This window comes from Streptomyces sp. CB02923 (genome assembly GCF_001905005.1).
Lineage (GTDB): Bacteria > Actinomycetota > Actinomycetes > Streptomycetales > Streptomycetaceae > Streptomyces.
Window position 1 is genome coordinate 908,087 of the sequence record NZ_LWKZ01000023.1, and the last position, 21,646, is coordinate 929,732.

At 69.1% G+C, this 21,646-nt stretch carries 18 protein-coding genes; 5 read left to right on the forward strand and 13 right to left on the reverse strand.

Translation table 11 applies throughout. The features are described 5' to 3' along the window. Window positions 1-25 precede the first annotated feature (25 nt). Both A6A06_RS41915 and A6A06_RS22135 read left to right on the forward strand, forming a co-directional pair. Window positions 26-2,695, forward strand: a complete 2,670-nt coding sequence (locus A6A06_RS41915; RefSeq protein ID WP_199931059.1) for an RHS repeat-associated core domain-containing protein — start codon at window positions 26-28, stop codon at window positions 2,693-2,695. A 147-nt stretch (window positions 2,696-2,842) separates the two neighbouring features. After that, entirely contained in the window at window positions 2,843-3,853 is a 1,011-nt protein-coding gene (locus A6A06_RS22135) for a hypothetical protein (RefSeq protein WP_073762992.1), read from the forward strand. Between the two features lie 124 nt (window positions 3,854-3,977). Here A6A06_RS22135 and A6A06_RS22140 read toward each other — a convergent pair whose 3' ends face one another. After that, a complete protein-coding gene (locus A6A06_RS22140) occupies window positions 3,978-4,397 on the reverse strand; it encodes an SHOCT domain-containing protein (RefSeq protein ID WP_073762993.1) in 420 nt (139 codons plus the stop codon). 287 nt (window positions 4,398-4,684) lie between these two features. Next, window positions 4,685-5,236 carry a DUF1269 domain-containing family protein gene (locus tag A6A06_RS22145; protein WP_073762994.1) on the reverse strand — a complete coding sequence of 184 codons (552 nt, stop codon included), beginning with the start codon at window positions 5,234-5,236 and terminating at the stop codon, window positions 4,685-4,687. A gap of 283 nt (window positions 5,237-5,519) precedes the next feature. On the opposite strand from A6A06_RS22145, the gene A6A06_RS22150 reads away from it, so the two are divergent. From A6A06_RS22150 to A6A06_RS22160, 3 genes are all read left to right on the forward strand, one after another. Then, window positions 5,520-6,056: a SixA phosphatase family protein gene (locus A6A06_RS22150; RefSeq protein WP_073762995.1), complete on the forward strand. Its 537-nt coding sequence runs from the start codon at window positions 5,520-5,522 to the stop codon at window positions 6,054-6,056. A 348-nt stretch (window positions 6,057-6,404) separates the two neighbouring features. Beyond that, window positions 6,405-7,430, forward strand: a complete 1,026-nt coding sequence (locus A6A06_RS22155) for a PPK2 family polyphosphate kinase (RefSeq protein WP_073762996.1) — start codon at window positions 6,405-6,407, stop codon at window positions 7,428-7,430. A 38-nt stretch (window positions 7,431-7,468) separates the two neighbouring features. Further along, entirely contained in the window at window positions 7,469-10,189 is a 2,721-nt protein-coding gene (locus A6A06_RS22160) for a cation-translocating P-type ATPase (RefSeq protein WP_073763307.1), read from the forward strand. Between the two features lie 168 nt (window positions 10,190-10,357). Here A6A06_RS22160 and A6A06_RS22165 read toward each other — a convergent pair whose 3' ends face one another. From A6A06_RS22165 to A6A06_RS22210, 11 genes are all read right to left on the reverse strand, one after another. Continuing rightward, a complete protein-coding gene (locus tag A6A06_RS22165; protein ID WP_073762997.1) occupies window positions 10,358-10,876 on the reverse strand; it encodes a hypothetical protein in 519 nt (172 codons plus the stop codon). 706 nt (window positions 10,877-11,582) lie between these two features. Then, complete coding sequence (locus A6A06_RS22175; protein WP_199931060.1) at window positions 11,583-12,344, reverse strand: hypothetical protein; 762 nt, start codon at window positions 12,342-12,344, stop codon at window positions 11,583-11,585. Window positions 12,345-12,347: 3 nt separating this feature from the next. After that, on the reverse strand, window positions 12,348-14,336 hold the full coding sequence (locus A6A06_RS22180; RefSeq protein WP_199931061.1) for a hypothetical protein: 1,989 nt from the start codon (window positions 14,334-14,336) through the stop codon (window positions 12,348-12,350). A gap of 95 nt (window positions 14,337-14,431) precedes the next feature. Beyond that, window positions 14,432-14,791: a hypothetical protein gene (locus A6A06_RS22185; protein ID WP_073763001.1), complete on the reverse strand. Its 360-nt coding sequence runs from the start codon at window positions 14,789-14,791 to the stop codon at window positions 14,432-14,434. After that, window positions 14,792-14,998 carry a hypothetical protein gene (locus A6A06_RS41920; RefSeq protein WP_199931062.1) on the reverse strand — a complete coding sequence of 69 codons (207 nt, stop codon included), beginning with the start codon at window positions 14,996-14,998 and terminating at the stop codon, window positions 14,792-14,794. A 978-nt stretch (window positions 14,999-15,976) separates the two neighbouring features. Then, window positions 15,977-17,758, reverse strand: a complete 1,782-nt coding sequence (locus A6A06_RS22190) for an ABC transporter ATP-binding protein (protein WP_242440870.1) — start codon at window positions 17,756-17,758, stop codon at window positions 15,977-15,979. Window positions 17,759-17,906: 148 nt separating this feature from the next. After that, complete coding sequence (locus A6A06_RS22195) at window positions 17,907-18,323, reverse strand: lasso peptide biosynthesis B2 protein (protein WP_199931063.1); 417 nt, start codon at window positions 18,321-18,323, stop codon at window positions 17,907-17,909. 43 nt (window positions 18,324-18,366) lie between these two features. Next, window positions 18,367-18,624, reverse strand: a complete 258-nt coding sequence (locus A6A06_RS22200; RefSeq protein ID WP_073763004.1) for a lasso peptide biosynthesis PqqD family chaperone — start codon at window positions 18,622-18,624, stop codon at window positions 18,367-18,369. A gap of 21 nt (window positions 18,625-18,645) precedes the next feature. Continuing rightward, window positions 18,646-20,505, reverse strand: coding sequence for a lasso peptide isopeptide bond-forming cyclase (locus A6A06_RS22205; RefSeq protein ID WP_073763005.1), 1,860 nt, complete (start codon window positions 20,503-20,505; stop codon window positions 18,646-18,648). Window positions 20,506-20,655: 150 nt separating this feature from the next. After that, window positions 20,656-20,763, reverse strand: coding sequence for a keywimysin-related RiPP (locus A6A06_RS41925; RefSeq protein WP_106970745.1), 108 nt, complete (start codon window positions 20,761-20,763; stop codon window positions 20,656-20,658). A 394-nt stretch (window positions 20,764-21,157) separates the two neighbouring features. Beyond that, window positions 21,158-21,577 carry a hypothetical protein gene (locus A6A06_RS22210; protein ID WP_073763006.1) on the reverse strand — a complete coding sequence of 140 codons (420 nt, stop codon included), beginning with the start codon at window positions 21,575-21,577 and terminating at the stop codon, window positions 21,158-21,160. Window positions 21,578-21,646: the final 69 nt, after the last annotated feature.

Here is a 21,646-nt window from a genome sequence, read left to right on the forward strand (position 1 = left end):
GACCTACGACACACGGCGCGAACCGGTGAGCGTGGCACGTTTCGACCTGCGCGGCGCGCCCGCAGGGACCCAGTCGATGGAGTACGACGGCTGGGGCCGACTGCGCAGCACCACCGACGAACTGGGCAACACCACCCACTACGACTACGACCCCCGGGGCCGGCCGACGACCACCACCCTCCCGGACGGCACGACGATCACCCGCACCTACGCGCCCTCGTCCCCGGCCGCACTGGACGCGGGCATCGCGCTCAACCAGACGCTCTACGGCACACAGAGCTTCGACGGCCTGGGCAGGCTCGCCACCAGCACCTCGGGAGGGCGCACCTGGACCCACCGCTACGCCGCGCCCGAAGACCCCTTCCCCTCCTCGGTCACCGCCCCCGACCAGCAGACCATCACCTACCAGTACATTCCCCAGCTCGACCATGCCCTGGCCCGTGTCCAGGCAGGCCCGGTCACCCAGCAGTACACCCACGACCCGGTCACCGGTCACCTGACCACCGCCCGCGAAGGCGATGTCACCACCACCCTGGACTACTACCCGTCAGGCATGCTGCGCACCGACGCCACCGCGCTTGCCCACCAGGGCGAGCGCCGCGCCCAATGGAGCTACACCGTGGGCGGCCTGGCGCAGAGCTACACCGCGGTGGACGGCGCCACCGAGACCGTCAGCCGGGACCCCTCCGGCAGGATCATCGAGGTCGAGGACCCGGCCACCCAGGTGCGGCTGACCTACGACAGTGTCGGCCGACTGACCCGGTGGGCGGCCAAGGACAAGCAGTCCCAGCACACCCTGACCACCGAACTGGACCTGGACGACTTCGGCCGTGAAGTCAAACGCGCGGTCAGCGACAGCCAGGGCACCACGTGGACACTGATACAGAGCTGGCAGCGGAACGACCTCCTAAGCGGCAGGTCCCTCACGCGCCAGGGCAAGGTACTGCGGGAGGAGTCCTTCTCCTACAGCAGCCGCAACCAACTCCTCACCTACACCTGTACCGGAGACTCGCCGCCCCATGACGACCGCGGCAACCCGGTCACCCGGCAGGCGTTCACCTACGACGCCTACGGGAACGTCACCCGCTGCCAGAGCGCCTTTCCCACCTTCTCGGACACGGCGACCTACCTGTACGAGAACAAGGCCGACCCCTGCCAGCTGACCGGCATCCGCCACACCCACCCCTCGTTCCCCTCCCCGGTCGCCCTGCGCTACGACGCCGCCGGGCGCCTGATCACCGACGACGCCGCACGCGCACTGACCTACGACCCCCTGGGCCGCCTTCAGTCGGCCGGGACAGCAGCCCGCTACGGGTACGACCCGCTGGACCGGCTGCTGACCCAGACCACCGGCACCACCACCAGCGTGCTGACCTACCGCCAGGGACGGCTGGCCGCCGTAACCGACGGCGACCAGCACACGCGACTGCTGCTCCTCGGCCCGGTGTGCGCGGCCCAGCACCGCACCACCGCGGGCCAGGGCGAGACCCTACTGCTGGGCACGGACGCCAAAGGCACCGTGCTGGTGTCGACCACGGGCCACAACCCGCAGGAGTACGCCTACACCGCCTACGGAAACCGCCCGGCCAAGGAGACGGACAGCGTCCAGGGCTACGACGGCCAGCGGACCGACCCGGCCACCGGCTGGTACCACCTCGGCAACGGCTACCGCGCCTACCATCCCGCCCTCATGCGGTTCACCACCCCCGACACCCTCAGCCCCTTCGGCGCCGGGGGCATCAACCCCTACGCCTACTGCGCGGGCGACCCCGTCAACCGGACCGATCCCACCGGGCACCTCAGCTGGATGGCATGGGCGGGCATCGGCATCGGTGTGCTGGGCCTGGGCCTGGCCGTGTTCACCGCCGGTGCCTCCATCGCGGCGGCCGGCGGCGTCATGGCCGCCTGGAGCGCCGCCACCGCCGGCGAACTCGCCGTCGCGGGCCTCGGCGTCGCCTCCGACGTCACCAGCATCGCCGGCGGGGCGCTGGAAGAAGCATCCCCCAAGGCATCCTCGGTTCTCGGATGGGTCTCCCTCGGCACCGGCCTGGCCGGGGCCGGAGCAGGAATCGGTGCCGCCGCCGCACGAGGGTCGTCCCGACTGGCCGAACAGACCCCGCGGACAACCGACCTCATCACCTCGGAGTACACCTTCACCGGCCCGGCCGACGCCGCCAATCCCAACTTCATGCAACGTGCCGACAGTTTCGAGAGACTCGACCCCCACCCGCTTCCGGGAAACCGCCCCGTCCTCAGGCGTTCGGGCCGATACAGGCAGCCGACCGGAGCTCAATGGAACAGGGTGACCAGAAGCGCCCGGGAAGCGGTCGGATTCCACAACAACGCTCTTCGTCACGCCGAAACACCGGCGATGATTGCGGCACTGGAGATGCCCGGCGGGAGAATTTTCAGGGGATCCAGCAACTCCTTCTCGACATGGACCGGCACCAGAAGGCTGCTCAGAGAATACTCCGATATCCTGGGCGATATTCCCAGAAACCGATCCCAATTCCACTGGAACTGTGCCGAAGTCGACTGCCTGGAACAGGCATGGAATGCGGGACACCGCGACTTCGCGGGGGCGCGCAGTGTCGCAATGCGGCCGGTGCGGCAAGAAGGAAGATGGGTCGGCCGGTGGCAGGAGCCCTGCCACGGTGACAAGCATCTGCTGGGCGCGCTCGGAATTCTTTGGTAGCGCATGGGTTTCCAGCAGGACAACTCCGGCCGAGCAGCTCTGCACATTTCGGTCGAGGAAACAACCGGGTGAATCGCGCGACGCGGCGCGGTGTTCGCCGCGCCCCGCATGGGCGGCGTACGGACACATGAACGAAGGAGACAGGAAATGTCATCGTGGACGGGCGTCTCGAAGCTCTCGCTGACACTGGAGAGTGGTGACGACAACTGCAACATCTACGCGAACGGATGGAACAGGATCGGCGTGACGATCACTGTCGAGCCGACCGACGACGACGGTGATTCCATCGACATCGACTCCCGGTACCTGGCCGGGAAATTGTGGCTCATCGACTACGTCAACGAGTCGACGCTCACCTGGAAGGGCAGCTCCGGGTGGTCCTATACGGACACCGCGAACGAGTTCACCGCGATCCCCGACGGGCCCGGCGCCCGCACCGAAGCCATGGCTGAATCCGACGGAACCCGGCACGTCACGTTCTACGTGTACTGCTCTCCCGGGGTGAACCGGAAGTCGATCGGCGTCCGGGTTCAAACCGACTCGGGTGATACCTTCACGAGTTCCCAGGACGGGGATTTCCAAAGCAAAGTCACACTCAGTCCGCGGGCGGCCGTCACGTACATGCGGGGAGACATCGACTGGAACTACTCGCGCGCGACAACCCAAGAAAGCGGCAACACGAAGTATGTGACGACAAGCGCCTGGAACTACTACCTGTCCTTGAAGGCCGCAGACAACTACTTCGTCACCTTCCGGGCGCACGGACACTGCAGTGATTCCGGTTACGACGGTTTCTTCGCGTGGGACATCACTCCCGACAACCACCGCGCAAACTTCTACGGAGGCTACGTCTGGTACCGCGAGCCGCACACGCCCGGCACCGGGGAGATCGTCAACTTCCCCGAAGGGAACCACTGGTGGGATTACGCGGATGTCTACGACAGGTCGAACCCCGAACGCTACCTGTGCTTCACCTGGGTGCACTCCACCACCGGCGGCAACGGATGGCACATCCCCAACAGCGGGCCGCTGAACGCATGGCAGGGGTATGACACTCCGAAGATCGTCGCGTGGGACAGGTACGGCAATACGGGTACGTTCTGGGTGGACGGGAACGACATCACCCGTGAGCTGAAGATCTTCGACCGGCAACCGTGACAACAGGGCCGACGCACAGCCCGCGCAGCGCACACCCGCGGTCCCGTCGACGCCGTTCACCGTAGCTGCTGAACGGCGTCGCTCGCCCTGGCCTGTCGGCAGGCGTCGAAGCAGGGTGCTTTCGTCAGTGCAGGACCTCGCCCTTCGCCCGCTGGAACTCGTCGTCCGAGATGTCGCCGCGCTCCCTGAGCTGGGACAACTTCGTCAGCTCGTCGGCCTGGGTGGTGCGGGGCGCGTCCTTCGCCGCGGTCCGGCGTACGTACGCGTCGAAAGCCTCCTGCTGGGCCTGCGCCCTGCTCGCTTCGCGTCCGCCCATGCCGCGTCCCCGGGCGAGGACATAGACGAAGACACCGAGGAAAGGCAGCACGAGCACAAAGATGATCCAGCCCGTCTTGGCCCATCCGTTCAGCCGGTCATCGCGGAAGACGTCGCCGATGACGCGGAAGAGCAGGAAGAACCACAGTATCCACATGAAGAGCCAGAACGTGGTCCAGAAAACGCCGAACAGCGGATAGTCGTACGCGAGGGTGACGGAACCGCTCATGGTCCTCTCCTTCCTTTCCATCGCTCGTTCTGCCCTGTCTTCCACCGTGCCACCGTGCCACCGGAACGGCGCGGCCGAGCGGACCGGCGGTGGTGCCCCGAGCGGGACGTGCGGTGCGAAAGAGCGTGCGCGGGCTTGTCTCGTCGAGGCAGGCGACCGGCGTACGGATCTTCATCGTCGCGGTCCTGGGCCCGTCGGCTGCCGGCACCGGAGCGGCCGCGCGGCGGGAGCCATGTCAGGACGGGCCAAGGACGGTGGCGTTCAGCTCCTCGTGAAGTCCCACGTTTTCACGAGGGGTTCTTTCGGGGACCGGCCCCTTCCGATGTCTTGTCCTCCGTCTCGTCTTCGAGCCGCGCGGCGGTTGCGAGCAGCTCCGCGGCGATGGGGGCGAGGGCCTCTTCGGTGAGGAAGCCTTCCGCGACGGGCACGCCTCCCTGTTCGCGGACCGCGCGCCGCAGCTTCCTCGCCCATCGGTGTTCGAGCAGCAGGAAACCTGCTGTGGTGCCCGGTTCCAGGTCGTCGGCGAGTTCCCGGATGTCGTCCGTGCTGAGGCCGAAGGGGCGTCCCGGTGCCAGGGAGGGGAATGCGGCTTCCGCTTCCCGCAGGCTGCCGGGGCTCAGCCCGAGCAGCGCGCTGACCGTGTCGCCCATGCCTTCCGCCTGGTAGCCGACGGAGACGAGGTCACCGCCGGTCTGCTTCTGTACGACCAGCAGGTCCAGCACGAGGATCTGGCCGGCGGCCGTGAGGTCGGCCAGCTCCTCGACGATCCGCCCCTCGAACGTCGTGTCCGGGCCGAACGCGATCGTCAACAGCTGTATGGGGCCGGTCTCGGTCGTCATACGGTCTCCCTCTGTAGGGGTTCCCCGCCATTCAGCAACGGGCAGGGTGGGACGGCATCCCCCGTAGGAGGTGAGTACACGGCGCGCGGCGACTCGATCGCTGTCCGAAAGACACGAGGCAGTGCCGTCGGCGGGATCGACGTGCGTCAGGCACCGAGTACTGTGTGCTTCACCTGCGAACTCGGACGCTCCTGACCACCGCGGTCCACGCTGTCGCGTACCGGCCCGATGCCAGGGCGCGTCCCCTCTGGACCTCGGCACTCTCGACGTGAGGTGTCCCGGTGTGACGATCCCGCCTCTGCGGCGCTTGCTGCTGTTGCGCCACGCCAAAGCCGCCCGTCCCCCGGGGACGGCGGACCACGAGCGGCCACTGTCCGGGCGTGGCCGCCGGGACGCGCGGGCCGCGGGACACCTGCTGGTGAAGGAGGACTGGCTGCCTGACCTGGTGCTCTGCTCCACGGCCCACCGTACGAGGGAGACGTGGGAGCTGGCCGCGGCGGAACTGGCGGGGCTGCCTCGGGTGTGCTTCGAGCCGCGGCTGTACCACCCGTCCGTGCCACAACTCCTGGCCGTCGTGCACGAAGTGCCCGCCCACGTATCGACGTTACTGGTGATCGGCCACAATCCGAGCCTGCAGGACACGATCCTGCTGGCGGGCGGCGACGGAGTCGGCCGGCGGGTCCGGCAGGTTCGGGAGAAGTTCCCGACTGCCGCGGTCGCCCTGCTGGCCTGGCGCGGAACGTGGGACGGGCTCGACGCCCGTACGGCTCTTCTGACCGGGCTGGCCACCGCTCGGGGAGCCCGGCCAGGGCCTTCGTGAACGGCGATCGTCGTCCGACGGCGAGGAGGGCCGGACGGTGTTCCTCAAGCGGGTGGTCCGCCGTACTCTCGTCCTACAGTTGTCGCCCCGGACCTCGGCGGCTCGTGTCACTGACGGACATACGACCCGGGAACGGGCAGCGGGTGATGCGGCTCGCACCAGCGGGGCCTGCCGTCGGACCGACGTCCGGACCGACGTCCGAGCCCGTGCGCTGCCTCGGGATCGCGAAGCGAAAGTTCGTTGACTGCTCCGGTACGAGACTGCTCCGCCGTGTCCGGCGGCGCGTGGCGGGGCAGGGCGGGCAACCGGTACTCGTAGGCCCGCTCACACCGAAAGGGCCGACCGCGGATGACCGACACGACAGCGGAACGCATCGAGGCGTTCATCGAACAGCTACGGATTCCTTTTGGCACGGAGGTGGACCTGGAGCAGGACTTCGACCCCGGTTTCCGGGCGGGCATCGCGGAGAAGACGAACGGGGTCGAGCTGTTGCGTGTGGGGATCGAGCTGCTGGCCGAGTACCAGCGGCGGCTGGCCGCCGAGCGGACCTGGGGCGTACTGGTGTGTCTGCAGGCGCTGGACGCCGGCGGCAAGGACGGGACGATCCGCCATGTGATGAGCGGGCTGAGCCCGCAGGGCGTACGGGTGGCCAACTTCAAAGTGCCCTCCGCCGAAGAGCTCGACCACGACTACCTGTGGCGTTACGCGCGTCAGCTGCCCCGGCGCGGCGAGATCGCCATCTTCAACCGGTCGCATTACGAGGAGGTCCTGGTGGTGCGGGTGCACCCGGAGAACCTCGACCGGCAGAGGCTGCCCGGCACAACGCAGGACAGCGACGTGTGGGCGCGCCGCTACCGGGAGATCAACGCCTGGGAGCGGTACCTCGCCGAGAACGGTGTCAAGGTCGTCAAACTGATGCTGAACCTGTCGAAAGAGGAGCAACGGGTCAGGTTCCTCAAGCGGATCGACGTGCCGGAGCACAACTGGAAGTTCTCGGCGGCCGACGTACGCGAACGCGCGCACTGGGACGCCTACCAGCGGGCCTTCTCCCAGATGCTCTCCGCCACCAACACCTCGTGGGCGCCTTGGTACGTCGTACCCGCGGACCGCAAGTGGCTGGCGCGGCTCTGCGCGGCCGCCGTGCTCGCGCACACGCTGATCGACATCGGCCCGCAGTACCCGCGGATGAGCAAACCGGCCCGCCAGGAGCTCGCCAAGGCCAAGAAGGATCTGGAGAAGGAAGCGCCCAAGGGCGCCCGGGCAGATCCGTATGCGGCGTCGGCCGCCGGCAAGAACCGCGAGCGGCACGGGAAGGACAGCGGGAAGAACGGCAGGAAGGCCAGCAGGAAGGGCGGGCGGAAGGAACAGGGATAGGGCGCAGCCCGGGGATGACCGGAGCGGAGGCAGTCACGATGGCTGTGGAAACAGGTGCCCGGAACCATCGAGCAGTCGAGCCCGAGCGGTGGTACGCGCGTTCGCCGGAGGAGGTCGCGGCGGCCATGGGGGTGGACCCGGCGGTGGGAGTCCCCGCGGCGCGCGCCGCCGAACTGCTGGGCCGGAACGGCCCGAACGCGTTACCAGCGGAGGAGCCCGAGCCGGGCTGGCGGCGGTTCCTGGCCCAGTACCGCAGCTATATGCAGATCATCCTGGTCGTTGCCGCCGTGGTGTCCCTGCTGATCACGGAGTGGGGGACCGCGGGGATACTGCTGGCCCTGACGGTGCTCAACGCGGTGATCGGCATGCGGCAGGCCGGCAAGGCCGAGAGCGCCATGAACGCGCTCAAGTCGATGATGAAGGCGACCGCCCGGGTGCGCCGGGACGGGAAGGAAGCCGAGATCCCGGCCGAACAGGTGGTCGTCGGCGACATCGTGCTCCTCTCGGCCGGAAACGAGGTCCCGGCGGACGGCCGCATCATCACGGCCAGCGCTCTGCAGATCGACGAGGCGACACTGACCGGCGAGAGCGCACCCGTCGCCAAGGAAGCGCGGACGTTGTCCGGCGAACGGCCGGGACCAGCCGATCAGTCGAACATGGCGTTCATGAACACCCCTGTCACGCACGGCAGCGGCATCGTCATCATCACGGCCACCGGGGCCGACACCGAACTCGGCACCATTTCCGGCATGCTCTCCGCCACGCCCCAAGAGGTCTCGCCGCTGACCAAGGAGCTGGACCGGCTCACCCTGTGGATCGCGGCGGCGGCCGGTCTGACGATGATCGCGATGTTCGCCCTGGGGCGCAGCCGCGGCGAAGCCTGGGACGTGCTCTTCGTGAGCGCCGTCGCCCTGGCCATCGCGGCCATCCCGGAGGCACTGCCCACGGTGGCGCAGACCATCCTCTCGATCGGGGCCGTCAACCTCGCCAGGGGGCACGCGATCGTGAAGGGCCTGCCGTCGGTGGAAACCCTGGGCTTCACCTCGGCCCTCAACTCCGACAAGACCGGCACCTTGACGATGAATCAGGTGACGGCCGTAGAGGTGCTGACGCCGACGGACCGCTACACCGTCTCCGGCAGCGGTTACGGCCTGGAAGGCAAGGTGCATCACGCCGCGGGCAGTTCGGCCTCCATCGAGCAGGCGGTGCTGCCGTATCTGGTCGCCTCCGACGCCGCACTCGTCGACGGCAAGGTGGTCGGAGATCCTACGGAGGGCGCACTGGTCGTCCTCTGCCACAAGGCGGGCCTGGACATCGACGCCACCCGCGAGCGCCTGCCCCGGCTGGCCACTCTGCCGTTCGATCCGACCTACAAGCTGATGGCCACGTTCAACGCGGCGAGCGATGCCGCCGGGCGGCCGGTCGTACGGTGCTTCGTGAAGGGTGCGGCACCGGCGGTGACGGCCCGTGCGGCAACGGCGCTCTCCGACCGCATGAGCTTCCCGTGGGACGCCGACCTGCGCCGGCGGGCACAGGCGCACGAGGACCGGATGGCACGGCAGGGCAAGCGGGTGATGGCCGCCGCGGTCCGCGACCTGGACCCGGAACGGTTCGACCCGGCCGGCGACCTCCTCGGGTACGTCACCGAACTGCAGATGACGAGCCTGGTGGGGATGGTCGATCCGCCACGGGCCCAGTCCCGGGCCGCGGTCGCCGCCGCGCAGGCAGCCCGGATCCGCGTCCGCATGGTCACCGGGGACGAGGTCACCACCGGCGCCGCCATCGCCGAACAGCTCGGCATCGAGGGCGACGCCGTCCTCGGGGCGGACTTCGCCGCCCTGTCCGAGCCCGAACGGCTGGCCGCCATCGAGCACATCGGGGTACTCGGCCGGGTCGCTCCCGAACACAAGGTGCTGCTCGCGGACACCTTGAAGAAGAAGGGCGACGTGGTGGCCATGACGGGGGACGGCGTCAACGACGCCCCGGCGATCAAAGCGGCCGACGTCGGCATCGCCATGGGCTCCGGCACGGAAGTCGCCAAGAACGCCAGCCAGATGATCCTCTCCGACGACAACTTCGCCAGCATCGTCTCCGCGGTCGAGCAGGGCCGGAAGATCTACGACAACCTCACCAAGTACATCCGCTTCGTCCTGGTCCTGCTGGTGGTCTTCGTCCTGACGTTCCTCGGCGCCGCGCTGTTCAACATCGCCGCCGGTGAACCGTTCACCGCCGCGCAGGTCCTGTGGATCCACTTCTTCGTCAACGCCGCTTTCGGATTCGCCCTCGGCTTCGACCGGGAGAGCCCGGGTCTCATGGCCCGCAAGCCGCGGCCCCGCGGCGAGCCGGTGCTCACCACGGGAGTGATGATCACCGTCGGATCGGCGGGACTCGCCATCAGCGTCGGCCTGCTCTGCATGATCCAGCTCGGTCAGTCGCTCTTCGACAGCCTTCCCATCGGCAATTCCATCGCGTTCACGGCCTTCGCCCTGTGCCTGATCGTGGCCGCACTCGAATGCCGCAACGAGACCGGTACCGCGCTGACGACCGCCAGCTTCGACAGCAAGCAGATGAACCGGGCGATGCTCATCGAGGTCGTCCTCGCCGTCGCGGTCACACAGATGGACCTCTTCCACCGTCTGCTGGGCACCACCGAACTCGACCTGAGGCATTTCGCATGGGCCCTCGTACCCGCCGCCGCACTGCTGCTCCTGTGGGAACTCGGCAAGCTCATCGCCCGCGGCCGCGTACATGCCCGGTGACGGGGCGAATGCCGGATGCCGGGTGCCGTGCGCCATGAGGGCCTCATGCCCCCGCACCCGGCATACGGCAGTGCGACCAGTTCATCGAGGTGACGCAGACGTATTGCCGCGCCCATCGCGTCAAGCGGCGCTGGCGAGGTAATCCGGCCCTCAACGACGTGCCCCGGATCAGTGCTTCAGCGTGAACTTGAGGGCGACGATCAGCAGACCGATCACGAGGTTGACCGCGTCGGTGAGGACCACTTCGCGCCAGTGGGCGCCTGCGCGCCGAGCGGCGGCGGTGGCCCAGCCCACCTGGCTGATCAGAGCGACGGCGAGGGCGAGCCAGGCCGCGCCCTGGACATCGAGGTTCAGCAGGGGGCTGACGAGCACGGCGACCGCGGAAGGCACGGCGGCCTCCACGATGGGCCACTCCTCACGGCACACGTGCAGCACGGTTCCTTTGTCCAGGGAGCGCTGCGCCATGCGTGCGCCGAAGAGCTGGGCATGGACGTGCGCGAGCCAGAAGGCGACCCCGGTGGCGAGCAGCAGCAGCGCCAGCTCCACCCTCGGAAAGTTTCCGAGCGTACTGGCTCCGACCACGACGGAGGCGGCGAGCAGCGAACCGTAGACCCCACCGGTGTAGTCGGCATGAGCGCGGCGCTCACCTTTCCGTGCCCGAGCCTGCGCCCTGAACTTCTCCAGCATCCTTCGCTCCCGAGGTCGTCCGTGACTTGTCCGGAAGAGCTGGTCAGGAGGGGTGTAGCGGAGGTACGACATCTCCGGCCCCCGCGCTGAGCGGGCCGGAGGGAAGGCGCCTGACGGGTGGAGGAACAGAAGTCGGGCGCCTTCTGGTGGGACGTTAGAAGAAGCCCAGCTTCTTCGGCGAGTACGATACCAGCAGGTTCTTCGTCTGCTGGTGGTACAAGGCTCATTGTGGTGCTGACCTGCTGTGATGCTGGCTGCCGCCGCAGTTGGGGGAGTACTGGTCCGTGTATGGTCCGGATCTTGGCCTCAGCCGACGGGAGCTCGTGACAGACGGCTCAATAGTCTTGGCGTGTGTGTAGCGCCCGGGTCGCTGGACGTTGCCGACGCTGTTTGAGTGGCGAAAATGGAGAAGGGCCTTGAGATATCGGGCGTTTCCCAGACGGACGTCGTACGGATCGGAGATCAGGCTTCGGTGTCCGGCCGCCTGCCTATGCAGCCTGGGTGGTGGCCCTGCCGGCGGAAGGGGGCTTCGTCGGGATGCAGGCGGACTCGGATGTGCCGCCAGGCGGCGTCGAAGGAGAGGCTGCCGCGGCTGGCTCGCGCCAGGCGCCAGGCGTACCAGCTGGTACGGGGCGACAGTAGCCAACGCAGCGCGCTCGAACTCATCGAACGTCCCAGCGGGTTGTTTCACGGCTCGGGCGGTGGTTCACGCTTCGCCATCCGGTGCGGGCGGGGTGCGGCCGTCGAGTAGAGCGGCGGCCTTCGCCGCGTGTTCGGGGCGGTTGGTGTGGTGCATGCCGCCTGCCAGGAGCGCGTAGAGCATCTGCTTCTGAGACAGATCGGGAAAACTGTCCAGGAAATCCCTGATCAGTTCGAGTGCCTCGAACTCGGCGGTCCGTTCGTGTGCGGGACGGTACTGGGCGAAGGACTGCGCGATGGTACGCACGGCGTCCTCACACGGTGGCTGTGCCCAGTCGGCGTGGTCCTGCTCGATCCACCGTGCCAGGACGGCCGCTGGGTTGGTGAGTTCCCTGGCCAGCGCCTCAATCTTCTGTCGGCGCAGGACATCGGCAACCGTTTGTTTGCGCTGTGCGGCGAGCAGTGCCGCCACGGCGGACCGGTCGTCGGGCAGGAGATCCAGCGTGAGCGCGGCTTCGAAGACAACGGGTGGACTGCTGGGCAGGGAGCGTTGATAGCCCAGATGCGCACCGAGTGCATCATGCGCGGAAGCGGGGTCGGCAGGGTCGCAGGTACGGGCGAACTCGGTGGCCGCCTTGCGCAGCACCTGGCGTACCTTCGAGGCGGTCTCCTCGACAGGGTGCGGATATGGAGGCTCGCTCACCTCCATGACGGAGATCCGCGCGGCGAAGGCGATGCCGTCATGGAGGCTGGGCAGGCGTATGTCGAAGCGGCAGGCGTGCCGCAGTGCTCTACGGGTACGACGGCGCGCCCAACGACTGGTGGCCACGGATCAAAGCCCCCACGGTGAGCCGGCTGCGGGCAACACGTCCGTTGGGGGGGGCTGAAGCTCCTTGCGCAAGTCGATGACGGCCGCGTCGTAGCGGACGTCCGGCTCGCCGAACACGAGGGCGGAGATCGGCGTGGACATCAGGTGCCGCCCGACGACTTGGCGCAGGATGTCCGTGACCAGGTCGGCGGATACCAAGTCGTCATTCACCCGGGCGTGGGCCCAGGCAATGAGCAGATCCCCAGCCTCAGGATTGACCCGCTCGTCCGACAGCACTGCGCTCCAGCCCTGGATCAGAGCTTCCTTGACCTCTGTCTGTTTTTCGGCGGCCGCCAGCATCACCCGGAGCGCGAAGGGGCCGGCGCTCGGGTCGAGGAGGGAGAGGAAGGCGCGGTGGCCGGCCAGATGGCGGGGCTCGACGGCCCACTTGCTGATCGTGTCCCACACCAGGGGGAGCTGGTGGTCCTGGCCGGCCATTGCACGCAGGGCCTCTTCGGCTGCGGTGACAGCGGTGTCCCGATCGGTGCGCCCCAGGATGTGGCGCAGGCGTACGAGTGCCTGATGGGGGTAGCGGTCGGCGAACGTGGTCTGGCAGACGAGAGCAACGGTCTTGGCCACGGACGTGGCGGGGGCCTGAGCCCACTTCAGGAGCCGGGCCCGCACGGTGGGGCCGAGGGCGTCCGCCTCTGCGGCGGTGGCCAGGACACGTGCGATCAGTTTCAGGTGCTCGGCGGCGTCGCCGTGGTCGATCCAGTCGCGGATCTTGTCGATGACCCGGATGTCGTTCTGTGCCTTGGCCAATTCGACCAACAGATCACTGATCGGTCCGAGGCGCTTGGCGCCTGGTTGCTGCGGTGATGTCAGGTCGCTGAGCCATGCCAGAAGAGGTTGGTGGATGTCGGGGCGCTGCTGCCACAGGTGCAGCAGCACAGCTCGCGCGTACCCTGGCTTGTCTTCGAGGGTGGCGCGGCGCTCCTTGACGCGCGCGTTGACGCTCTCGAACCGGGCCGTCAGGTCCGGCCCGGTCAGGATGGTGCGTACCTTCTGCTCCGCGCCTTCGCCCAACAACTTGCGGGCCGCGCTTTGAACAGTGAGGGCGTCCTCGCCGCTGAGGAAAACGGACGCGATCAGCAGAGCCCGGTCGTCAGCCTTGTCCTGGGTCTTGTCGAATACATTCTTGATCTCGTCGTGCCATTCCTGGAACTCGGATACAGCGTCCTTCAGGCCCTGTGGCGAGTACTCCGCGGCGGCCAGCTTGGCCGCCAGCCGAACAGCTTCGCCCGGACTGCTGCTCCGGGACAGCAGGTGGGAAGCCGTACCGGTCGGCTCCGCGCCGCTGGTGCGGAGCCAAGCGAGCCGGTCGCGCTTGTAGTGGACGTGTTCCAGGTGCGCGATGGCTACCCGGTGGGCGTCCGGCCGGACCGTTGCCCGCGCGACCACGAGCGCCAAAGTGCCCGAGGTGCCCTCCGGCCAGCCTCGTTCATCGGAGACGACGAGCATGAACGACCTCTTGCGGCGCAGCGTCTCTGCGTACGCCACCAAAGCCGTTGCCACCTTGACCGGGTCCTTCCACGAGCCGATCTCTGCCGCGACGTCCAGCAGGTAGCCGGTGCCGGGGTCCTCGGGGAGCACGGAGGTGTCCGGGGCCTCGGGGTTGTCCCAGTCGGGCCGGACCTCCTGCAGCGCGGGCATCTGACCTTCGGCCCCCTGCTGGGCCCGCGCCGCCTCCCACAGTGCTCTGACTCCCGCGGTGCGCTTGCCGTAACCAGGTGGGCCGGCGACCACCGCGAGCGCCGGTCCCTCGCCGGTGAGCAGCGCTGCGGCGGCTGTCACGGCGGTGACGGGCTCGCCTCGGGACCCGATGCTCACCCACGCCGTGCGCACCACATGACGGTCGGCGTCGGAGATGGGCGTGACAGGCAGCAATTGCTTCCCGGTCATCGTCACCGATCCCGCCGTGACGATGATCGTGGAGCGCTCGTTGCCCTCCACATTCACCTTCATGGTCCCGGCTGCGGCCGCGGATGGTGTTCCTGGTGGAACGGGAGGTACGGGCGGAACGCCGTCAGGGACTGTGTCCTCACTACTCACTTGTCATCACCAGTAGTCCGGTAGGTGATGCTGTTGGCGCTCAGCGGACCGCCGGAGATGACGACTTGGCTGTTGGTGTTGTGCTGCACATTGGCCTGGACCCGGTGACCCTCCTCAGTCGAATCCGCCCCGTCCACCAGAGCCCGGAGCTCGGCCGCCGCCTCGCGATGATGCTGCAAGAACGCCGCGAGCTGGATGAACAGTTGCTGCCGCAGCGCCTCGGACACGGCGTCGCGCTCGCCCTCCGGACATTCCGTCAGCCGGACATGCGCAGCGTCGACGAGGCCCAGTTCCTGCTGAGCCCTCTCCTCGCCACCCCGCCCGAAGAACCGCGCCACCCCCGCGCGGAACGACACTCAGCCGCTCTTGGCCATCTCTGCGACAAGCACGGCCGCCCCACCCATGGCGACCTGCATGACGTCCAGCGCATCCCCCATGATCAGCCCCCCCAGAAGTGATTGAGACATCGGCATATTCGACAGCTCAGAGTGCGGGGCTATATCGATCGCAGCAATTGAAAACGCTTGCGCCACACACAAGCGGCCATTCCGGTACGCGCTCATTTCGGCATGACGCGACGAAGGTGAATGCCAGCGGAAACGGCATGGATCAAGGGATGCCCAGGGAGAGTCACTGGTCGGATGAATCCAGTCAGCTGAAACCGGCCGTGAGCGGGTAACAAGTGCCACCGGAAGGAGGCGGAAAACTGCTGGCAGCAGCAGCGGAGGGCAGTGCTGCAGGGCACATCAACAGCGGGCGGCGCACGGCTCTTCGGCCCCATCGACCGGAGCGCTGGCGACGAGTCGTGTTGCTTCCGCAAGGACCCGGGCCCGGGATGATTGTGAAAGGATATCGCCTGCCCGAAGGGCCCTTCGTACGCCGTCTGGCCGTGCCTGTGGCCTGACGGCGGTCCGGATGTCCCACGGCCTCGTCCATGCCGCCGGCGCGGTGCCGGCCTCCAGCCGGTCATGGCGCATCGCCTGTCCGTGGCTGACGAGGACGGAGAGTTCGGCGGCCCGCTCCTGGAAGCGCCCTGGAACGAGCGCGCCCAGCAGCGGGGCGAGGACGGCGGTGACTAGCGTGGTCAACACGGAAGAACCTCTGGCTGCATGACTTTTACAACGGGCGGCGAAGCGCTCGTCGGGTGTCCTCGCCGTGAGCGGCCGCAGTGGGAGCCTGCTCACTGGCCAGGGGCGCGGATGCGCCTTGCGAACTCGCGGCGAGCCTTGGGCCGGTCCGGGACCACGGTGGCGCCCGGGGCGCAGTCGAGGGACTGGCAGATGTCGAGGAGTCGGCGGTGAACTGCGGGCACGGTGGAGGGGGCGGGGCGCAGCCCCGGCCACGTCGTATGTTCCGCAGCCACAAGGTTCCGGCTTGGCGGCGCGGCGCCGTCCAGCATTCGCCTTGCCCGTTGGTGGGGAGCCGGACGACGGGGAAGAGGGCAGAACGCCGAGGTATGGGCAGGCCGGGCCGGTCGTCACTGGAGTCTGGCCGCCATCGGCCCGAGCCCGCTGTACCTCGTTCGTCCTTCCCGGGAAAGGTCAGCATTCCGGCCCCGGGGCCGAGGGGCCGTGCCTTCGCCTGGGGCCGAGCAGTTGGGTGCTTGCCAATTCGGCGTACAGGGAGTCACGTGCCAGCAGTTCGGTGTGGGTTCCCAGCGCCCGTACTCGCCCGGCTTCCATGACCAGGATGCGGTCGGCGGTGGTCACGGTGGACAGACGGTGCGCGACGACCAGGACGGTGGTGCGGCGCGCGATGTCCGTGACAGTGTCGCGCAGGGCCGCCTCGTTGGACGCGTCGAGTTGAGAGGTGGCCTCGTCCAGCAGGAGCAGCCGGGGCCGGCGGAGCAGGGCCCGGGCGATCGCCACCCGTTGCCGCTCACCGCCGGAGAGCCGGCTGCCGCGGTGGCCGACTTGGGTGTCCAGACCGTGCGGCAGGCGGTCCGTCGCGGTGTCGAGCCGGGCCAGGCGCAGCACCCGGGCGACCTGTTCGTCGGTGACGTCGGCTGTGCCCAGCGTCAGGTTGTCGCGCAGGGTGCCGGCGAGTACGGGCGTGTCCTGTTCGACGTAGCCGATTGCGGCGCGGAGTTCACCGAGGGGCCACTGGCGCACGTCCCTGCCGTCCAGCAGTACGCGTCCGGCGTCCGGCTCGTAGAAACGCTCGATGAGGGCGAGAACGGTGGTCTTGCCCGCACCGGACGGCCCGACGAGCGCAGTCATGCCTCCGGCGGGAAGTGCGAAGGAGACGTGCTGGTGGGCCGGCGGGAGACCTGGGCGGTACGTGAAGCGCACGTGCTCGAAGGCCACGGCGGCGGGGTGTGCGCGCCGTGCATGCGGGGCCGGGGACCGCCGCGGAGCCGCGGCCGCCTCGTCGCCGCGTCGTTCCGCACCCTCCGGTGGCGCGGACCCTGCTTCCGCAGGCCCTGCTTCCTCGGCTTCCAGCGTCTCGGCTTCCCGGATGCGCACCGCGGCGGCCGCCCCGATCTGCAGCTGGCCCACCCCTTCGACCAGTTGGCCGATCCGGGGGGTGAGGGCGAAGAGGTAAAGGAGGAAGGCGACGAGCGTGGAGACGCCGATGGCGCCGGAGGCGACGCGTGCGCCGCCCACTCCGAGGACGACCAGGAAACAGACCTGGAGGACGACGGCCGACAGGGTGGCGGAGACCGCCTCCCACGCGGCGGCGCGCACGCCCGTGCGGCGGGCGTACTCGGCCGCATGGTGCAGTGCGGCGGTCTCCCGATGCTCGGCGCCCGCCGCTTTGACGGTGCGCAGGGCACCCAGGGTCCGTTCGAGCCCGGCCCCCAGCCGGCCGACGGCTTCCTGCGTGTGCCGGGTGGCCCGGCCGATGTGCGGGGACACCACGAGGACGACGAGGCCGACGAACGCGATCACGATGAGGGTGACGCCGAGCAGGACGGCGTCCAGCACTCCCATCATCACGACGGTCGCTGTGGTGATCAGAGTGCCGGTGACCGCGGCCGACACGGCCTGGGGGGCGGCGCGCCGCAGCAACGCGGTGTCGGAGGTGACACGGGCGATCAGGTCTCCCGGCTCGGTGTTCTCGAGTACCGGCACGCGCAGGCGCGGAAGAAGGTGGGCCAGTCGGCGGCGGGCGGTGCAGACGATGGACTCGGCGGAGCAGTCGAGCACGTAGTGGCCGAGGCCCGCGAGAAGTCCGCCGGCCATCACCAGCGTGCTGAGGATCACCACGGGGCTGGTGGCCGGCCGCCCTTGGCCGATGGTGTCCATCACCTGTTTGGCCGCCATCGGCTGGGCCAGCCCCAGGAGGCTGCCCAGCAGGCCGAGCGCGACACCGGCGAGCATGCGCCCGCGTTGCGGTCGGAGGTGGCCGGCGAGAGCCCGGAGGCCGGACCACGCGGGGCCGGGGCCGGGGAGGCCGCCCGGTCGTTCCGGTGGGTGCGCCTGTCCGCCGGTGCGGCGCGTCTCGACGGGGGGTGCTGAGGTCACGGCCTCACTCCACGGCGAAGAAGCGCTGGAAGTAGGAAGCCGGTACGTTCTCACCGACGAGTTCGCCCTCGGCCTCCACCCAGGCGTGCGCGGCGAACGGAGGACGCGCGCGGACTCCCACGCACCAGACGGGCCACTGCCCGTGCAAGCGGCACAGCAGCACCGTGGCCAGGGACCGGGGCAGACATCCTTTGCCGCCTCCGGCGGCCAGGCTCACGGCGAGCACCGTTTGCCGGGCACGTGCCGCCTCGGCGAGCGTGGCGGGCCGCGCCCCGCGCCGCAGCCGGCTCAGGACGGCGCGGATGCGGCCGGGTGGCAGGGTGGCCAGTACGTGGGCGCAGCCCACCGCCACTCGGGCCGTGAAGCGGCGGGTCAGGGGAATGGAGCGCGGGCGGTAGGGGACCGCTTCCGGTGCCGACATTGCGTACCTCTTCCCTGGGCCGGGTGCGCGCCCGGTGCGGCGCTTACGGTGTGATGAGGCCCGCGGAGCGCAGGTCGTCGATGATGCGAGTGACGTCCTGGGTGGCCAGATCGGTGTCGACGTCCTCGTAACGCCCGGTCAGCGCCTGCACCGCCTGGCCGGCGCCGTGGCCGTCCAGCAGCGTCTGGAGGACGACGGCCGCTGTGGGGTTGAGGGTCCAGTACTCGGCGCTCTTCTGGTCGAGCAGCGCCATGCCGTATTCGGTCTCGGTCAGCAGAACACCGGGCTTCAGCGCGTACATCGCCTTCACCTTTCCGTTCGGTCAGCGGCCGGGCGGTGCCGGTACCATCTCGCGGGAACGCAGCCACACTTCGCAGGCCACGGTTGGGTGCAGCAGATAGCTCTCCGTCTCCGCGGACAGCGAGCGGCGGCACCATTCCCGCAGGACGCCCACGTCGACCAGGCCGAGCCGCCCCAGCCGGGATTCCTCGCAGAGCGCCAGCAGCCGGGCACGGTGGCGCCGCAGCCCGGTCTCTTCCTCGAACGTGGCGTTGGCCTTGGTGTCGCGTGTGCGGACAGCTTCGGGCACGATGCCGCGCGTGGCCTCGACGATCAGGGGTTTGTAGCGCCACGGGGTGATCCGGTCCGGTGTCCGGACCGCGAGGCACGCTTCGATGACGCGGTCGTCGTAGTACGGGGCGGCCACGGTGACCCCCAGAGGCGCGGCCATCTGTCCGATGTGCCGGGTCCACTGGGAAATCCCGTCCATGGCGGCCAGCTCCCGGTGTTCGCCGTGTCCCCTGCCCCGTGGCTCGGCGTCCGGCAGGCAGGCAGTCAGCAGCTCGCGCGCCGCCACGACGGCCTCGGGCGTGGCCCAGGGCGGCATACGGGGAGGTACGGACCAGTCGAGCAGCGGCTCGTCCGCGGCGGCGGCCGGCTCGGTCAGGTCCCGGGCGACCCGGGCGAGCCAGGACCGGTAGGAGCGGCGGTCCGCGAGTTGGCGCAGCACCTCCCGCCGGGGCCACTGGTACTTGGCGGCGTACCCGCGCACGTCCCGCAGGGCGACGAAGGGGTGGGCGGTGATCAGGTCGTGCAGCCGGGCGGGCGTACCGGCCAGGAGTTCGTCGCCTCCCAGCCCGGTCAGGTGCAGGCCAGAGCCCCGTGCGCTGGCCAGGGCCACGAGGTGCATGCGGCGGTTACGGTCGACCGTGAGCATGCTGGGCGTATCCAGGATGTCCCGGAGCGTGTCGATACCGTCGAAGGTCAGGGCCGTGTCCTGGGCGGGTATGACGTGATGCTCGACGGACCCCAGGGCCTGGACGGTCCGCCGCGCCCAGTGCACGTCGTCACCGAGTTCGTCGTGGAGGGCCGCGGTGTAAGCGACGACCTGCGCGTCCCCGCCTGCCGCCGCGCAGCACACGGCGGTCGAATCCAACCCGCCCAGGTCCGCCGTCACCAGGTCGCGTCCCCGCACGCGCACCTCGACGGCGGCGGTCAGCACCTCGCGCAGGCGCATGGCTCCCTCCGCCAGGGAGACTTCGGGGACGGGCGGTGACCACCACCGGGTCGACCGGGCCCGACCGTCGATGTCGAGAGTCAGGTGGTGACCACCGGGCTGGACGTGGACCCCCCGCCACTGCGGTGATCCGGACAAGGGGTGGGGCACGCCCAGGGTGAGCAGCTCCAGGGCGAGCCGGCGTTCGTCCAGCGCCGCACCGACCAACTCGGCCAGCACGTCGGCCCGGTCGGAGGCGATGCTCACCCGGCCGGACGCCGGGGAGGGGGCATCGGCGTGGAACACCCGCCGCAGGTCGACGACGCCGCCCTGCACCCGGACCCGGCCGCCCGAGCTGGCCATGAGGTGGAAGCTGCCGGCCCAGGTGGTGCTGTGCCGGTCCAGCGCCGTCAACGAGGCCGTGGTGGCCACCGCGGCGGCGGCGCGCCGCGCTTCCCGGAGGGTGACGGAGTGTTCCCCGATCGCGGCGACGCGGGTCTCGCCGTGCACTCCGACGACGGCCGTCTCCGCCGCCCACCGGCCCACCAGCCAGGGCCTGCCGGACGCATGACGCAGGCTGTGCGACGCGTAGGCAAGTGCCTTCGCGGCGACCGCCGTGGCCGCGTCGGTGTCGGGCAGGACGACGAACCAGCTGGGCAGGGCCGACAGGGACAGAGTCTCTTCCACAGCTACGGCCTTCGGTCGGTGGGGCTCCGGACGTCGGAAGGGGCGGGGCGCGCCGGCGGACGGGCTCGGCCGACCGCAGACCGGGCCGAGGCGGGGCCGGCCCGGACCGGGGCAAGGTGCGGGTGCGCTCAGCGTCCCGCACCGGTCGCGTCAGAGGAGCTGCTTGCCGCCGAGAACATCCTTGGGGCCGGTGTTCTTGACGCCCGTCACCTTCCGGAAGCCGCCGGCCTTGGTCAGTGTGGGACGTTCGTACGTCATGGTCGCACTCCTTTTCCCTTGGGGAATGACGGGAATCACGGGGCCTGGCCGACGAAATGCAGAAGCATTTGCGCCTTCGCTCCCGCGAGCGGTTGTGGCCGCGAGGTAACCGTAAGAGCGACGCGAGCATCATCACAACGATTCGCTCACGGCGGTGTGTAGTGCGCTGGGGGCGGGTGTTCCGGTTGTCATGTCGCGATGTGATCCCATGCGCTCCCCGAGGGTGACGCGGACCGGTTTGAAGGCGCGCATTCCTGGTCCCACGCTGCTCAAAATTCCTGCCACGAGTCAGAATCCCAGGCATCGTCACAACGACGGTCTCCCCGTCAGCCGTGTCCGGTAGCGTGTGCCTCGCATCGGCGACCGGGGCGGTGTGGCCTTCGTCGAAGGGCTGTCAGGAAGTGCCGCCGGTGCCTCGGCCGAGTTCGTTCAGGAATTGCCGCTGGTTGTCCAGGAATCCGGCCGCGAAGAGTGAGCGGGGCGAGAAGAGCCCGGTGAGCGTGATCCTGGCGTCGGACTGCTCGATGGACCGCTTGAGTAGTGAATGGGTCGCGTCCGGGTAGCGCTCGACTGTCAGCGCGCTGCCCCCGCCCAGAATCCTATGGTAGGTGCGCTCCGTGCCGGCGGTGTCCACGTGGACGTCGTGGCCCGCGAGGGTCAGCAGTACCGGTACGCCGCGCAGGACACGGAGGTCTCGTGTGGTGTCCGCGGTGTATTTCTTGGAGATGAAGCCCCAGCGCCCGGCGGTCATGCCGTCCGTGTCGCCGTGCACGGCCGCGGCGTGCCCGTCGAAGGTCGCGTGGCGTGCCAGCAATCGACGGACGGCTTCGTTCCGGGCGATCCGGGCTTGGGTGCAGGCAGGCTATGCGCCTTCGGCGCGCAG

Bases quoted from the DNA above. Each gene is read 5' to 3' on its own strand.
- A6A06_RS22135 (WP_073762992.1), top strand. From the start codon at position 2,843: ATGTCATCGTGGACGGGCGTCTCGAAGCTCTCGCTGACACTGGAGAGT.
- A6A06_RS22140 (WP_073762993.1), bottom strand. From the start codon at position 4,397: ATGAGCGGTTCCGTCACCCTCGCGTACGACTATCCGCTGTTCGGCGTT.
- A6A06_RS22145 (WP_073762994.1), bottom strand. From the start codon at position 5,236: ATGACGACCGAGACCGGCCCCATACAGCTGTTGACGATCGCGTTCGGC.
- A6A06_RS22155 (WP_073762996.1), top strand. From the start codon at position 6,405: ATGACCGACACGACAGCGGAACGCATCGAGGCGTTCATCGAACAGCTA.
- A6A06_RS22160 (WP_073763307.1), top strand. From the start codon at position 7,469: ATGGCTGTGGAAACAGGTGCCCGGAACCATCGAGCAGTCGAGCCCGAG.
- A6A06_RS22165 (WP_073762997.1), bottom strand. From the start codon at position 10,876: ATGCTGGAGAAGTTCAGGGCGCAGGCTCGGGCACGGAAAGGTGAGCGC.
- A6A06_RS41920 (WP_199931062.1), bottom strand. From the start codon at position 14,998: ATGAGCGCGTACCGGAATGGCCGCTTGTGTGTGGCGCAAGCGTTTTCA.
- A6A06_RS22190 (WP_242440870.1), bottom strand. From the start codon at position 17,758: ATGCTCGCCGGTGTCGCGCTCGGCCTGCTGGGCAGCCTCCTGGGGCTG.
- A6A06_RS22195 (WP_199931063.1), bottom strand. From the start codon at position 18,323: ATGTCGGCACCGGAAGCGGTCCCCTACCGCCCGCGCTCCATTCCCCTG.
- A6A06_RS22200 (WP_073763004.1), bottom strand. From the start codon at position 18,624: ATGTACGCGCTGAAGCCCGGTGTTCTGCTGACCGAGACCGAATACGGC.
- A6A06_RS41925 (WP_106970745.1), bottom strand. From the start codon at position 20,763: ATGACGTACGAACGTCCCACACTGACCAAGGCCGGCGGCTTCCGGAAG.